At 68.1% G+C, this 14681-nt stretch carries 12 protein-coding genes and 1 tRNA gene; 10 read left to right on the top strand and 3 right to left on the bottom strand.

The genetic code is table 11. The annotated features are described in order from the left end of the window. Window positions 1-189 precede the first annotated feature (189 nt). The 3 genes from VKP62_12420 to VKP62_12410 all read left to right on the top strand — a co-directional run bounded on the left by VKP62_12420 (window position 190) and on the right by VKP62_12410 (window position 4686). Window positions 190-1980: an ABC transporter ATP-binding protein gene (locus tag VKP62_12420; protein ID MEB3197997.1), complete on the top strand. Its 1791-nt coding sequence runs from the start codon at window positions 190-192 to the stop codon at window positions 1978-1980. A gap of 106 nt (window positions 1981-2086) precedes the next feature. Beyond that, the gene (locus VKP62_12415; protein MEB3197996.1) at window positions 2087-3241 is read left to right on the top strand and encodes a ParB/RepB/Spo0J family partition protein; all 1155 of its coding nucleotides are present in this window, start codon (window positions 2087-2089) and stop codon (window positions 3239-3241) included. Window positions 3242-3342: 101 nt separating this feature from the next. Then, window positions 3343-4686: an alkaline phosphatase PhoX gene (locus VKP62_12410; GenBank protein MEB3197995.1), complete on the top strand. Its 1344-nt coding sequence runs from the start codon at window positions 3343-3345 to the stop codon at window positions 4684-4686. A gap of 45 nt (window positions 4687-4731) precedes the next feature. On the opposite strand, the gene VKP62_12405 is transcribed toward VKP62_12410, so the two are convergent. Beyond that, complete coding sequence (locus VKP62_12405) at window positions 4732-5916, bottom strand: MFS transporter (protein MEB3197994.1); 1185 nt, start codon at window positions 5914-5916, stop codon at window positions 4732-4734. 238 nt (window positions 5917-6154) lie between these two features. Here VKP62_12405 and VKP62_12400 point away from each other — a divergent pair, with 238 nt between their 5' ends. The 3 genes from VKP62_12400 to VKP62_12390 all read left to right on the top strand — a co-directional run bounded on the left by VKP62_12400 (window position 6155) and on the right by VKP62_12390 (window position 7557). After that, entirely contained in the window at window positions 6155-6610 is a 456-nt protein-coding gene (locus VKP62_12400; protein ID MEB3197993.1) for a hypothetical protein, read from the top strand. A 215-nt stretch (window positions 6611-6825) separates the two neighbouring features. After that, window positions 6826-7410, top strand: a complete 585-nt coding sequence (locus VKP62_12395) for a hypothetical protein (protein MEB3197992.1) — start codon at window positions 6826-6828, stop codon at window positions 7408-7410. 74 nt (window positions 7411-7484) lie between these two features. Then, window positions 7485-7557: transfer RNA gene (locus VKP62_12390), tRNA-Trp, on the top strand. A 62-nt stretch (window positions 7558-7619) separates the two neighbouring features. On the opposite strand, the gene VKP62_12385 is transcribed toward VKP62_12390, so the two are convergent. Then, window positions 7620-8381 carry a sulfite exporter TauE/SafE family protein gene (locus VKP62_12385; protein MEB3197991.1) on the bottom strand — a complete coding sequence of 254 codons (762 nt, stop codon included), beginning with the start codon at window positions 8379-8381 and terminating at the stop codon, window positions 7620-7622. A 129-nt stretch (window positions 8382-8510) separates the two neighbouring features. Between VKP62_12385 and VKP62_12380 the strand changes: the two genes are divergently transcribed. The 3 genes from VKP62_12380 (at window position 8511) to VKP62_12370 (ending at window position 11733) form a co-directional block, all read left to right on the top strand. Beyond that, window positions 8511-9857, top strand: a complete 1347-nt coding sequence (locus VKP62_12380; protein MEB3197990.1) for a hypothetical protein — start codon at window positions 8511-8513, stop codon at window positions 9855-9857. A 201-nt stretch (window positions 9858-10058) separates the two neighbouring features. Continuing rightward, the gene (locus VKP62_12375; GenBank protein MEB3197989.1) at window positions 10059-10844 is read left to right on the top strand and encodes an Ig-like domain-containing protein; all 786 of its coding nucleotides are present in this window, start codon (window positions 10059-10061) and stop codon (window positions 10842-10844) included. Window positions 10845-10929: 85 nt separating this feature from the next. After that, window positions 10930-11733: an Ig-like domain-containing protein gene (locus VKP62_12370; protein ID MEB3197988.1), complete on the top strand. Its 804-nt coding sequence runs from the start codon at window positions 10930-10932 to the stop codon at window positions 11731-11733. A gap of 23 nt (window positions 11734-11756) precedes the next feature. Here the strand turns inward: VKP62_12370 and VKP62_12365 are convergent, their stop codons facing one another. Continuing rightward, window positions 11757-13640, bottom strand: a complete 1884-nt coding sequence (locus tag VKP62_12365) for an SCO family protein (protein MEB3197987.1) — start codon at window positions 13638-13640, stop codon at window positions 11757-11759. A gap of 124 nt (window positions 13641-13764) precedes the next feature. On the opposite strand from VKP62_12365, the gene VKP62_12360 reads away from it, so the two are divergent. After that, window positions 13765-14613 (top strand): hypothetical protein, encoded by an 849-nt coding sequence (locus VKP62_12360; GenBank protein MEB3197986.1) that lies wholly within the window; start codon window positions 13765-13767, stop codon window positions 14611-14613. Window positions 14614-14681 lie beyond the last annotated feature (68 nt).

The following is a 14681-nucleotide window of genomic DNA, read 5'->3' as shown; positions in this document are numbered from 1 at the left end:
AGTTTATCTAATCCATATTTAACCTGTCAATGATTTACTTATTCTAGATTTAACAAAACGGCGGACTTCCGTTGGCGTCAGCAGGTGGCCAACAAAGCCGTGGTAACCTGACCGGAAAGCGCGATGCGTGGCCTCTCGCCGGGAGGGCCTTGCAGCGCCGCTGCGCGATCTCTGAAAGGACCCCGCCCGATGATGGGAGGATTCGGCTGGCACGTGCTCTCGCTGGGCGAGTCGACCACGCGCGTCACGGTCGACCGGGCCCGATTGCACCGCATCGTGGGCTACTTCCGACCCTACTGGCGGGAGGCGCTGGCCGTGCTGGGGGTGATTGCCACAGCCGCCTTGCTGGGCTTGCTGCCGCCTCTCATGCTGCGGGCCCTGCTCGACACCGCGATTCCGCACAAGGACCTTTCGCTGCTGACCTGGCTGGCCGCCGGCATGCTGATCTTGCCCCTGGTGACCGGCTTGCTCGGCATCCTGGAGACCTGGCTGGATGAACGTCTTAGCCAGGGCGTCATGCTCGACCTGCGCAAGGCCCTGTTTTCGGCGCTACAGGCCCAGTCGATGGATTATTTCACCACCAACCGGCCCGGCGATCTCAGTTCGCGCCTGAACAACGACGTCAACGATCTGAGCGACATCTTCAGCGACACCGTGGTGGCCTTCACCAGCAACGTGCTGATCCTGGGCTCCACGACGATCGTGATTCTGGCGCTCGACTGGCGCCTCGCGCTGCTGGCCCTCGCGGTGGTGCCGCTGTTCATCCCGCCCGCCTGGGTGGTCGGCAAGCGGCGTCAGGCCGTGGTGGCCGAGGCCAACCAGAAACGGGCTGACCTGCACGCGCTGGCACAGGACACCATGAGCATCAACGGCTTTCTGATGCGCCGCATCTTCGGCCACCTGCCCGAGGAGCGCGCACGCTACACCCATCTGGCGGCCGAATTCGGCCAGATCGCCATGCGCCGCATGCTGCTGTGGCGCTGGTTCATGCTGGTGCTCGGCCTGTTCGCGATCATCGGGCCTACCCTCATCTACGGGGTGGGGGGCTGGCTGGCCATTCGCGGCGAGCTGACGATCGGCACGATCGTGGCTTTCGTGGCCTATCTCGGCCGCCTGTATACCCCGGCCACCGCGCTGGCCACCATTCACGTACAGCTCATGTCGGCGCTGGCGGTCTGGGACAAGCTGTTCGTGATTCTGGATGCCCAGCCCAGCGTGCAGGACCACGCCGATGCCACCGAATTGCCGCCGGTCGAGGGACTGTTGCGCTGCGAAGGCGTGGCCTTTCACTACCGCAGCGATGCCCCGTTGCTGGCCGAGATCGACTTCGAGGCCCGGCCGGGCCAGCTGATCGCCCTGGTGGGGCCGAGCGGCGCGGGCAAGACCAGCCTGTCGTACCTGCTGACCCGCTTCTACGACCCCACCGCCGGCCGCATCACGCTGGATGGGCACGATCTGCGGAGCGTCACCCAGGCCTCGCTGCAAGCCCAGATCGCCACCGTGACGCAAGAGCCCTTCCTGTTCCACACCACGATCCGGGAAAACCTGCTGCTGGCCCGGCCCGATGCCACCCAGGCCGAGCTGGAGGCCGCCTGTCGCCTGGCCCACATCCACGAGGCGATCGCCGGCTTGCCGGAGGGCTACGAGACCGTCGTGGGCGAGCGGGGCTACCGGCTGTCCGGGGGCGAACGCCAGCGCCTCGCGCTCGCTCGCGTGGTGTTGAAGTCGCCGCGGGTGCTGATCCTGGATGAGGCCACCTCCAGCCTCGATTCGCACTCCGAGGCGCTGATCCAGGCTGCCTTGAAGCCCCTTATGGCGGGGCGCACCACCGTGGCGATCGCCCACCGCCTCTCGACCATCCTGCACGCCGACCTGATCCTGGTGCTCGAGCGGGGGCGCATCGTGCAGCGCGGCACGCACGCCCAGCTGCTGGCCGAAGGCGGGCTGTACGCGCACCTGTACGAGGAACAGTTCCGCTAAACTTGCCATTCGGGCGGCCGCGCGCGAGACTGAACCTCTGGGCTGCCCCGCCCCTCGCCCCCCAGCGCTTTGCCCTCGCGCCCCTTCACTGACAGGACCCGCTCCGATGATCGATACCTCGCTCGACCTGGTTCCCCCCGCGCGGGATATCACCGTGCTGCGTGTGGCCGAGGTGCCCATGGCAGACGTCGTGCCCAGCCCGCACCAGCCCCGCAAGGCCTTTGATGCCCTGGTGTTGCGCAGCCTGATCGAGAGCATCGGGGCGGTCGGCGTGCTGCAGCGCCCGCGGGTGCGGGAGGTCGGCGACCAGTTCGAGCTGGTGTTCGGACATCAGCGCGCCGAGGCATGTCGCCAGCTGGGCTGGGAGGTCCTACCCGTCGAGGTCGTGGCCTGCTCCGACCTCACGGCCCGCCGCATGACCCTTCATGAAAACATCAAGAGCGCCCGCCTGCACCCGATCGAGCACGCCGAGGCGATCGTGAAGTTCCTCGACGCCACCCTCAGCATGGAGGACGGCTACGAGCTGGTGCCCGGCCAGGTGCCTGCCGCTCGCGTGTCGGCCCTGCTGCAACGCCTTGCGACTGCCCCGGAGGACCCAGCCACGCCCGATCCGGTCCGCAGCTTCGCGGCGACCCACGAGGCCGCCATCCGGCAGATTCTCCGCGAGATGGCCAACAAGGAACCGAAGGCCTTCCTGAGCGCGGATGTGTCCTTGCTGCAATTGCCCGAAACGATCATCACCACCACCGTCGAGAAGGGTCTGAAAAAGGGCCACGCCCGGGCCCTTGGCCAGTTGCTGGCGCGCGAACCGAACCTGTTCGATGAGGTCATGAGCAAGGGCATCCCGCAGCCGGAAGCTGAGGAGGAAAGCTGGTTGCCGCTGGAAAAGGCGCCCGCCTCCGCGATTCGCAACCTGTATGCGCCGTCGCGCCGGCGCGACTTCGGTGACGAACCCCGCGAGATGGCCGCCGACCGTCGCTATATCCCCATCGGGGTGCCGGGGCGCTCGGAAGCGACGCTGGAAACCCACGCCGAGGCCCCCGATGGCGACCTGCCGCCGTGGGAAGACGAATCGGTCACGCCGGTCTTCGGCTTGCCGCTGGCGGCGCTGGCCGAGGCGCACGCCCAGCTCACGGTGCTCTCGCCCAGCGAGTGGGTCGCCATGATTCTCGAATCGGCCCAGGGTAGCTCGACGCAGGCGCGCGAGCAGTGGCAGGCCATCGGCGCGCTGGCCCAGGAAATCAACCAGCGGCTGGGTTGAACCGCCGGCTGCCGCCCGTGCACCGGCGCGCGTGTTGACAAAACGCGGTCTGGACGGCTTTACATAAAGTGACCGATGCCGTCCTTCGGGAGGATTTCCGCGTGTCCGCTCGCCCTGGAACCAATCCCCGCTCGCCTCAATGGCGCGCCGTGCTGACCCTGACGCTGGCGTCACTGGCCTGGCCTGTCCAGGCTCAGACGGCGCTGCCGGCCGATGGCGGCGAGGCCCCGCTGCTCCCGGTCGTCGCGTCGCCCCAAGTGGAACTCGCGCCGGGGACCCCGCTGGGCGCCCCGCTGCCGCAGGAGATGCCCTCCACGCAGCCGACGCCACAGCAGCCGCTGCTGGCCGACCTGGCTCCAGGTCTGATGGCCAAGGTGCTGGTGCGCGCGGGCGACCTGCTTTCCGATGGATCGACCTTCGCTCCCAAAAACGATTTCACCGGCTACTTGCCGCTGAATGCCCACGAGGGCTACTTGATGGTCGGTCATGAGATTCGCTGGGGCAAGGACGCGCTGGCTGGCCGCCTGACGCGCCTGCTGCTGCGAGACAACGAGATGGTTGCGGGCCAGGTCTGGGCCAGCGGCATGCACAACCCCTGTGCCGGGACGGTGACGCCCTGGAAGACCGTGCTCACCTGCGAGGAATACCCGCATGACAATTTCCCGGGCGATGACGGCGAGGCCCGGCGGGAGAATTACCTCAAGCGTCGCCTGTCGCCGGGCCACCCCCTGGCCTCGTGGGGCTGGGTCTATGAGGTCAACGCGCTGGGTCCCACGCCGGCCGGTCAGACCCGTCGCTTGACGGCGCTGGGTCGTTTCAGCCACGAAAGCGCCGTGGTGGTGGGCGAGCGCGAGGTCTATCTGACCGAGGATTATGACCCCGGATTTCTCTACAAGTTCGTCGCGAGCAAGCCACGCGATCTCAGCGAGGGCAAACTCTACGCCTATCAGCGCAAGGAGGCGCGCTGGATTCCGATCATTGACCCGCTGAATGCCCACCAGGCCGCCGAGACGGCCGGCGCCACCAAGTTCGTCCGCCTGGAGGACGTTCAGATGGGCCCCGACCGGGCGCTCTACATCGCCGAAACGGGGCATCCCAAGTGGAAAGATCCCTATGGCCGGGTTCTTCGTCTGAACCTTCAGACCAGCCGCATGTCCGTGTTTGCGCAGGGTGACGGCGTCTTGATGGCCCAGCCGGACAACCTCAGCTTCGACAGCAAGGGCAACATGTACGTCTGCGAGGACCAGTACGAGGACAACATCGCCAAATTCGGCCCCAACGAGCTGTTGCGCCGGGATCGGCGCGGTCGCTGGGCGCGGCTGGCCGCCTTCCCGAAGGGTGCCGAACCCAGCGGCCCGACCTGGAGCCCTGATGGCAAGGTGCTGTTTCTCAGCGTGCTGTGGGGCGATCGCAGCGGAATCCTGTCGATTCGCGGCATCAATTGAACGAACGGCCTCTCTGGGAGGGGGGCAGCCGCGCGACGCGGGCGGCTACGGTGATGGGCGCAGCATCGGGTGCGCGGCCGCGCGGATCACGTATCCCACCCCCAGCGCGGAGAGGGCCGTTGCCAGCGCGAAGTGCCCGGGATAGCCGAGCCCGCTGGCGCTGTAGCCACTGAGGGCCGCCGCCAGCCCGGTCACGGCCACCACCAGCGAGGCTTGCAGCGTGTAGTCGCTGCCCTCGTGGCCCCGGCGACAGGTGTCCATCATGGCCGTGAACAGGGCGGCCGTGACCATGCCCCCCACCACGTGCTCGAACAGGCAGGCGCTCCAGATGGCCGCCTGGGTCGGCTGCAGCGCCACCGCGGCGTAGCCCAGGACCCCCAGCGTCTGCAGCGCCGTGCTCAGCAGCAATGCCCGCGCGCGCCCGAGCCGACCGGCCAGCCAGCCCCCCAGCAGCGCGCCCAGCAGGCCAGCCAGGAAGCCCGCGGTGCCGATCAGGCGGCCGATGTCGGCCAAACTGAGCCCGGCATCCACCAGCATGGGGCGCACCATGCCGCTGGCAAACGCATCGCCGGCCTTGGCCGCCACCAGCAGGCCCAGCCAGCCCGCGATGCCAGGCTGGCGCAGCCAGTCGCGGATCGGCTGCCAGATGCCCGGGCTTTGCTGGGGAGGCGTTCGCGGCGGTTCGTGCAGGCGCCAGACCGGAATGGTCGCCAGCAGCAGCAGCGCGCCCATCGACCAGAACAGCCCACGCCAGCCGATCGTGTCGGCCACCATCAGCAGCAGCCCGCCCCCCACGATCATGCCCAGGCGGTAACCGGCCACCTGGATGCCGTTGCCGAGCCCGCGCTCCTGCGGCGTCAACAGGGCGATCGCCAGCCCGTCCGTGGCGACGTCCTGGGTGGCCGCGAGCAGGTTGCTGATCAGCACCGCGCCGATCAGGATCGCCAGCCCGTGGCTGGGGTCCAGCATCGCCAGGACCAGCGCCGTGACGGCCGTCAGCCCCTGCAACCAGAGTATCGGGCGCCGGCGTGAGGTTAGGCGGTCCATGGCCGGTGCCCAGAGAAACTTGAGCGCCCAGGGCAGCGCCAGCAGGTGGCTGAGCCCGATCGCCGCCAGATCCACCTCGCGTTGGCGCAGGATCACGGGCAGCGCCTGGCTGAAGAATCCAAAGGGCAGGCCCTGGGAGAAGTACAGGCTGGTCAGCAGGCCGAGCTTGGCGGTTGTTTTCACGAGGGGGCAGTGTGCGGCGATCGCCGCGGGGCGTCAAGGGCGATCGCGCCTTTCCCGCTCGCGCAGAGACTTCATCAGGCTGTCCGGAGGGGCGCGATGGTCGTCATGAATGTCTTTGGGCCGATCAGTTTGGGCCCCTTTAAACCAAACTTAAACCAAACTGATTCATTTGTTACCTCACTGTGACCTGCTCGGCCGACAAGCCTTTCATCGAACACCCTGGTTGGAGACCATCCAAATGCCATTGAGCGTGAACCCCATTCGCTCGTTAACGACTTCGCAAGCCCCTCGTCCCTCGCTGGGGACAGCGGCCTCGACGGCGTCCGGCCCGGCTGCGACGTCGACGAGCGCCAGCAACTGGGGGGGCTATCCCAGCTATCCTTCGTATCCGAATTACCCTGGCTACCCGAGCTATCCCTATCAACCGCAGCCCAGCATCTGGAATGCCATCTCGAACATCGGTCGTGGCCTCGGAGAACTCGCCATGGTGGTCTTCTACGGTGCCGGTACGGTCCTCAGTTGGGTCGGCACGGCGGCCGTGGCCATCCTCGGTGTTACCTGGGAGGTCCTGGCCAGCGTGGGGCGGGCGGTCGCACGCGGCTTCCGCGCCATCTTCAACCCAGGCTATCCCACCTACCCCGGCTACCCGGGTTACCCCGGTTATCCGTCGCCATACTATCCCTACCAGCGTTAGCAGCAGGGAACGACCCTCGGCGGAACGGCCGAGGGTGGGAGGAAACGGGGCCTCCCACCTTCGCCCGTTCCGCCGGACGGTTTACCACCCGCCGATCTGGAGCAACCGCTTCCGGATCGGCGGGCGTCGTTTTGTGACAAAAATCACAAAAACGCTTGAATTTCGTCGAACAACTGTTCCATGATTGGGGCATCCCTGCGGGTACAGGAGGTCCCATGCGAGTTTGGGCCGTCGCCGGGCAAGGCCCGAGTAGTTTGGGGGGAATCTGGCGGCCGCTGGCCTGGATGCCGGCGATCGACGTGATCCGCGACCGGCTGGCTGCCGAGGCCCAGGCAGGCCCGCTGACGGTGCGCACCACCTTGGAAGCCGGCTTCCCCCTGATGGCCGCCGCGGCCTGTCTGATCGGCCGCGATGCCGGCCTGCCGCTGAAGCTTGAGGTGGTGGTGCCGTTTCCCCTCCCCGACACGGTCGAGGAGCCACGCGCCGTCCATGAGTGGGCCCAGCGGGCCTTGGCCCGTGCCGATGCGCGGCAGACCCTGTTTGCGCGGCCGCCACGCTCACGCCCCGAGGTGGCGGCGGTGCGTCAGGAGACCGAACGCACCTTGCTTGGGGGGGCCGAACTGGTGCTGGCCTGCTGGAACGGCCGCCCAGGTAACCGCACCTGGGCCATGCTGCAGACCGCCCACGTGCGAGGCCTGCCCGTGTCGAACCTGTTCCCGCAGATCGCCGCGGCGCTTGGGCTGGAAGCTCCGCCCGCCGCCGGGCACGCCGTCCGCGATGACGTGGCCGAAACCGGCTGAACCGTCGCCCGAGGACCTGGCCGCCAGGTGGACTGGTCGGCGTCGGCGTGCTCAGGTATAATGGTCGCTGCGCTGCGGTGTTAGCTCAATTGGTAGAGCACCGGTCTCCAAAACCGGGGGTTAAAGGTTCGAGTCCTTTACGCCGCGCCTCGATCAGGTGGTTTCGCTCTTCTGAGCGGTGCCACCTGTTTCGTTTTTTCCGGGTGCTTTCAGATCAGGCCAGCCGCCAGTGCGCCGCCGTAGACCACCAGCAGCGTGGCCACGATGCGTTGCAACCACTGGATGGTGACCTTGTGCAGCCAGCGGCTGCCCAGCCACGCCCCTGCGAAGGCGCCGGCGATCGCCACGCCGACCGGGGTGGCGTGGGCATCGAGTGACAGGGCTCGCAACTGGCCGCCGTAAATCAACAGGCGGCTGAGGTCGACCGCCACGGCGATCGCCACGCCCGTCGCGACGAACGATGCCGGAGGAAGCCCGACGCGCAACAGGAACAGGCTGCGCAGCGCGCCCTGGTGACCCGAGAGGCCCCCGAAGAAGCCGGAAAGCAAGCCGCCCCAGGCAAGGTGGACCGACTCGAAGCGGGGCAACTGGCGCGGGGGAATCAGCTCCAGCAGCGCGAACGCGACCACCAACCCCCCGACCGCACCCTTCAATGGCGTCACTGAAGCCGTGTGGCCCGCGACCGTCCAGCTGTACCACGGGGTCTGAAGCGATAGCCAGCCCAGCAGCCAGGCCCCGCAGAGGGCCGCGGGAATGGCGGCCAGCGCGAACTGCCGGGCCACGGGCCATTCGACCGCCTGGCGCACGAGGCCCCACTTGAACACGTTGGTAGCCAGATGCACCACGGCCGTGGCGGCCACGGCGGCACCCGGGGGAAAGAACAGGGCAAAAGCGGGCAGCAGCACGGTGCCCAGACCGAAGCCGGAGAAGAAGGTCAGCAGGGCGCCGCCGAAGGCCACCACTGCCAGCATAAGCAGGCTCATAGGCTCAGGGTAGCCCAGGGTGCGTTCGTCGACAAGGCGAGGCGGCGTCCGGGACGGTATGATGGCCGCATTCCCCGCGCTCCCCGCCTGCCCCCTTCCCCCACCGGAACCCGTCCCTTGTCTGATTCTTCCCTGCCCTCGTCGCCCTCTGCGCCTTCATTCTGGCAGCTCTGGCGTCAATTCTTGCCGCTCTCCGTTTCCGACATCACCATGGCCGGCAGCGAGCCGCTGGTGGCCACCACGCTGGCCCACATGCCGGATCCGCGCACGACCCTGGCGGCGCTGGGGGTTTCCAAGGCGATCGCGATCCTGCTCGAGTCGCCCATCATCATGGTGCTGCACGCCTCGAATGCCCTGGCCGCCTCGGCCCGGGCCCGCGCGGCCTTGCTGAAGCTGGTGCTGCTGATGTCGGCGACGCTCACGCTGCTGCTGGCCGGGATCACGCTGACCCCGCTGTTCGCCCACATCACGGGTCGCTGGATGGGGGTCGATGCCGCCGTTCAGGCGGCCGGTTGGCCGGCCCTGCTGATCCTGACGGCCTGGCCCGCGGCGATCGCCTGGCGGCGCTATGTGCAGGGTCTGCTGATCGCCGGCGGCGCGGGCGGGGTGGTCGGGCGCGCCGGCATCGGACGCATTTCCGTGGTGGCACTGGCCTTGCTGGCGGGCTACCACAGCCAGCTGCCGGGTGCGACGGTCGGGGCGGCGGCCCTGATGGCCGGCGTGTTCGTCGAGTCTTGCCTGGTCACACTGGGCGCCTGGCGTCGCGGCACCTTCGCCTCAGCGCCTGCGGAGCCGTCTGTCCCGGCCGGGACCGTGCCGGAGCTCCCCACGGACGTATCGGGCGTCTGGGGCTACTATCGGCCGCTGGCCAGCTCCATGCTGGTGGTCTGGGGGGGGCGGGCTGCCATGTTTGCGATCATCGCGCGCGCGGTGGATGCCCCGGTGGCGCTGGCCGCCTGGCCGGCGGCCTGGTCCCTGGTGACCGTCATCGCCAACACCACCCGCATGGTGCAGCAGCTGACGATCCGCCATCAGGCCTATACGCCGTTGCGGCGCCTGCTGGCCTTCGCCACCAGCGTGGGGGCGGCCTGTTCTGCGCTCGTGTTGCTGGTGGCCACTCCGCCCGGTGCGTGGGCCCTGGCGGCCTTCCTGGGGCACGATGCCAGCCTGATCGAGGCCGCGCGGCCGACGGTGTTGTTCTGCGCCCTGATTCCCCTGCTGGTGGCCTGGCAGAACGCCTCTCAGGGGCTGCTGATTGCCCGTGGACTCACGCCGGCGGTGCAGCGGGCGGCCTGGTGGGGGGTGGGCAGCGGCCTGGCGGTGGCGGGCGGGGCGATCGCCCTGGGCGCCCCTGGGGCGGCTTCGGCGGCGGCGGCCATGGCCCTCGGCTACGCCGTCGAGGTGGGCGTGTTGGCCTGGGCCTGGCGGTTGAATGCGCCCGAAGCCGCGCAGGCGGCGGCCTGATCGGCCTGGCAAACGAGCGCGGGCCTGGGTTTTCGCCCGAGCTGAAAAAATCTTTGCGGAAACGGAACCGGTTGCGGGGGGTTGTCGTCAAGATGGTAAGCTAGAACGTTCAGCTGGTTCCAGGTTCATCCGAAGACACTCAGCAACTGCCACGGTGGGACGGGCGTCGTCCCCTCCCCGAATCGACAAGGAGATTTCCCCATGTTCGCCAAGAAGCTTTCCATCGGCGCCCTGGTGGCGATGAGCCTCAGCGCCTGCGTCATCACCACCATGCCCGAAACCACCGGCACCAAGCCGTCGTCGGCCAGCTCCGCCGCGCCGACCGCTCTGAACAAGGACATGGCCAACAAGGCCGTGGTCGAAGTGATGGCCAGCACCTCCAACATGGTCATCCAGGCCAAGAAGTCCAGCAAGGTGATGGCCACCGTCAAGTACGCCGACGGCAGCACCGACAGCAACGTCAACCTCTCCTCGGATGACAACACCGTCGTGTCGATCAACCCGACCACCGGCGAGATCAACGGCGTCAAGCCCGGCACCGCCACCGTGCGCGCTTCCTCGGCGACCGACGCCACCAAGTTCGCTCTGATCACCGTGACCGTGCGCGAAGGCCAGGTCGAAGACGTGTTCGCCACCATCACCCCCGAGAAGTCGAACATCGCCGTCAAGGGCCGCGTACAGCTGTCGGCTGAAGTGCAGGACAGCAACGGCAAGGCCTCCAGCAATGGTTCGTGGCAGTCGTCCGACAGCACGATCGCGACCGTCAACGGCGAAGGCCTCGTGACGGGCCTCAAGGATGGCTCCGTGACCATCACCTTCACCTCGGACATGAAGTCGACCGTCAAGGCCCAGGCCACCATCACGGTCGGCCAGGCGGCGGCGGCTCCGGCGGCGACGCCGACCCCGGCGGCGACCCCCACGCCCGTGACCACCACCGAGAAGACCACGGTCTCGACCACCACCACCACGACCACCACGCAGCAGTAAGCCGCCTGGTCTTGGGTGCGCCCGGCGCGGGTATGACCTGCCTGAGCCGGGCGCGCTCCCTACGTGCCTTGTTGGAGGGCTTCCGATGCATCCACGTGTTTATGCCTTCATGGCGACGCTGACGCTGATACCGGCCGTACAGGCCTGTTCGGACGACCCGCGCGATTGGGTTCCGCTGGTCACCGCCATCGGCCGTGCCGCGCCCGTGATTGCGAGCGCGGCCCCTGTGGTGGTTGATGCGGTGAAGCAGCTGACGCCCTCTCCGACGCCCACCCCGAAACCGGTCGGCCTGCGCGCCGCCGTCAAGGAAGTGACGATCAAGGCCGGTGACTTCAAGGACCTGTTGCCCTACTTGCGGACCTTCGAGGGCGACATTCCGACCCTGGATGAGATCGACTGGACCGTCAGCAACCCGGCGATCGTCTCGCTCAACCGCAAGGAAGGCCGCGTCAAGGGCGTGTCCGCCGGGCAGGCCGTCGTGTTTGCATTCCTCAAATCGGCGCCCAAGAACAAGGCGCAAATTTCTCTTGACGTGCTGGATGTGGTGCTGGTCAAGGACGTGTCGATCATCCCGGCGCGCTTGAGCCTCAAACCCGGCGAGAGCCGCAAGGTCCAGGCCGAGGTGACGCTGGCCAGTGGCGAGATCAACGCCAACGTGAACTGGTCCTCCAGCGACGACACGGTGGCCCGGGTCAATCCCACCACGGGCGAGGTTTCCGCCGTGGCGCCAGGGCGGGTCACGATCGTGGCCGCTTATGCGGCCGATCCGCGCTACAAGGGCTTGCTCAACCTGACGGTGACGGCCACCGAGGGGACGACTCCCAGTGATGGGGCGTCTCCGGCGGCCAGCCCGGCGGCGCCCGCCAGCAGCGAGACGGCCAGCAACTGACGGGACGCCTCCCCGGGCTCAGGTCAACGGGCGATCTGGGCCGGGGGGCCATCCGCCACCGCATCCCGGTCTTCCATATGGGTCATGGTGGGCGGCCGCAGGCGCAGGAACACGCGGGCCATCAGCGGATTCTCGCCGTAGGCGCCGCGGGTCAGCGCCTCCAGTGAATAGACCGTCACGTCCCCGCCGAGGCCCAACGCCCAGCGGTCGATCGGCCCCAGGTCCTGGGTGTAACCGAGCGTGAGGGCGTTCACGCGTACGGCTGTGTGGCTGGCAGGCGCCCGTGGCGGCAGGCCTGCGCGATCGAGCAGCTCGTAACGCCCGTAGGCATGGTGGCGTCCGGCCCAGTCGAGCTGGCTTTCCAGCGCGTAGCTCTGGCGCACGTCCGGGGGGGCAACGGCCGATTCGAATTCCGCATTCTGGCCCCAGACCAGGGTGTTCGACCAGCGCCCGAGCGCCGTGTTGGCCACGCTGGTCAGCGAGGCGCTGGTGCGGGCCTCATCGCCCGGGTGCGAGGGGCTGGGGCTGCGCAGGTAGCCGTGGGAGAGTTGCGCCACCCAGTGACGCCCGGGAAACCAGCTCAGGCGCGTGGACCAGCTGTCGAGCGGGCCCCAGTCGATGTCGAAGCGGTTCTCATCCGGTTCGCGCCCGTTGAAGGCCGAGGCCTCCCATTGCCAGGCGCCCAGGCGCGCACCGGTCGTGACCACGCCGTAGCTGACGTGGGTGGCGTCCTGGTAGTGATGCCCCAATGGGGCCCAGTGGTTGTCGGCCGATGAGGGCCGGTGCATGTACGCGGCGGGGCCCAGGGCCGGTTCGCCGGCCAGACCGCCATAGGCGAAGACCGAGAGCAAGGGCGAGGGCGTCCAGGTGTAGCGGGCCGAGAGCTCACCCAGCAGGTCGTGCGGATGCTGCCGATCGAGCAAGGGCCGGTTCTGGAAGGTCTCGCCGCTCTGGAACAGCTGCGGGGTACCGCCCAGGGGCGTCGTGAAGGGCTCCAGACTCGTCATCATGCGCACGTCCAGCAGGCCAGGCCCCAGGTAGCGACTGCCCATCAGCATCTGCCAGTTCTCCGCCACGTGCGAGCTGCCGCCGCGGGGACCGGTTTGCTGGGTAAAGCCCGCGACCGCATCCAGGTGGGCCATCCAGAGCCAGCTGCCGGTCTTGAAGGCCCACATGCGCATGGGCGTGGTGGCCGGCAGCACGCTGGTGCCGGAGCCCATGGTGGCCGCCCGGTGCATACGTGGGTCCTTGTTGGGATCAGGGTCCGCCAGCGCTTCCTCGGTGGGCAGCGCGCACCAGGCATCGGCCGTTCCCGGCGGCGGCGGTGGCGGGGGGCTCGTCTCGGTCTCCGGGGCCGCCAGGCGAGCGGCCAGATCCACGCCGAGGGCCGTTTCGATGTCGCCCTTGCCGGCGCCGAGTCGCGCCACGTAGCGCCCTTTCGGGTCGAACACGAAGACCTCGTCCGGGTGCGCCACCGCATACATCTGGTCCGGCTTGGCGCCCTTGGGGATCTGGTAGCGCGTGCCCAGGGCCGCGACCAGCGCATCGATGCCCTGATGCGGGCCTGAGAGGCCTTGCAGGCGGGGGTGGAAGAAGCCCGTGTAGGCCTTCAGGCGGGCCGGCGTGTCGCGCATCGGGTCCACCGAGACGAACACCGGCACGACCCGCTCTTGCACCGCCTTGGGCAGGGCTGCATAGGCCCCCACCATCGAGCCGAGCGTGCGCGGACAGGCATCCGGACAGCTGGCGTAGCCCAGATACAACCAGACATAGCGGCCACGCAGTTCGGCCAACGTCATCGGCCGCCCCGTGCCATCCACCAGGCCGATCTCGGTGGGGGCCGGGGCCGGGATCGCCCCGGTCAGAGCGGCGATCGCAGGGGGCGGTGGCAGGGGCGCTGGCAGCATCGGCACGTCTCCGGCAGGGGGTTGATCGGGTGCTGAGACCCGAGGGTTGACATCTGTATATACACATATATACTGTATATATCGTATATACAGAACGCCCTCTCCGCTGAAAGGAGTTTTCATCATGACGTCTACCATCGATTCGATCCAGTCCGAAGCTGCCGCCGAGGTCACCGCTGAGGCGACCGCCGCCGCGCCGGCTGGAATTCCCACCATCGAAGCCGAAGAGGCGCCCGCGCCTGCGGCGACCGAAGCCGCTGCCGCGCCTGAGGCCCCCGAAGCCGAGGCCGAGGCGGATGAAGCCGGTGCGGCGGAGGCAGGCCCCAAGAAGCTGATCTCGCTGCGGGTGGCCAACGACGACCTCGAACTGGCCAAGTCGCTGGCCGGTGACATGAACGTGGGGTACCAGACCTTGCTCAACCAGTTGATTCACCGCGGCCTGAAGGATGCCGAGGCCGAGCTCAAGACCCGCCGTCTGGTGGCCCAGCTCTCTTCCTCGCTGCCGGCCCTGCAAGCGGCCCGCGAACTGCTCGACTCGCCGGCGGTGAAGTCGGCGCAGGAACTGCTCAACAACCCGGTCGTGAAGTCGGCGCAGGAGCTGCTCAACAACCCGGTCGTCAAGGCGGCTCAAGACTTCGCCAGCAACGTTGCGCAGAACCCGACCGTGCAGCAGGTGCGCGAATTCGGCCTGAACTCCTATCAGAAGGCTTCCGAGGAAATCGCCGCCTCGCCGCTGGGCAAGGCGCTCAAGGACCTCAGCGAGGCGCCCGCGCTGAAGGCCGCGCAGGAACTGGCCGAGTCGACCTCTGCCAAGCTGGTTCGTGAGATGTCCAACACCCCGGTGGCGCGCTTCTCGCGGGAACTGGCCCAGGCGGCCGGTGTGCCGGTGCCGGCTCCTGGCGAGGAACTGAAGGAGCTCAACAAGCGCATCGATGAGATCCGCGACGCCCTTCAGAAGGCCAAGTTGATGTAGTCCTGCCCCTCAGCGGCCCCGTGCCTGTCGGCGCGGGGCCGTTTTCTTGCGTTCTGTGGGCATGTCCG

Source organism: Candidatus Sericytochromatia bacterium (genome assembly GCA_035285325.1).
Taxonomy (GTDB): Bacteria; Cyanobacteriota; Sericytochromatia; order S15B-MN24; family JAQBPE01; genus JAYKJB01.
This window is presented reverse-complemented; position numbering and strand designations above follow the sequence as displayed.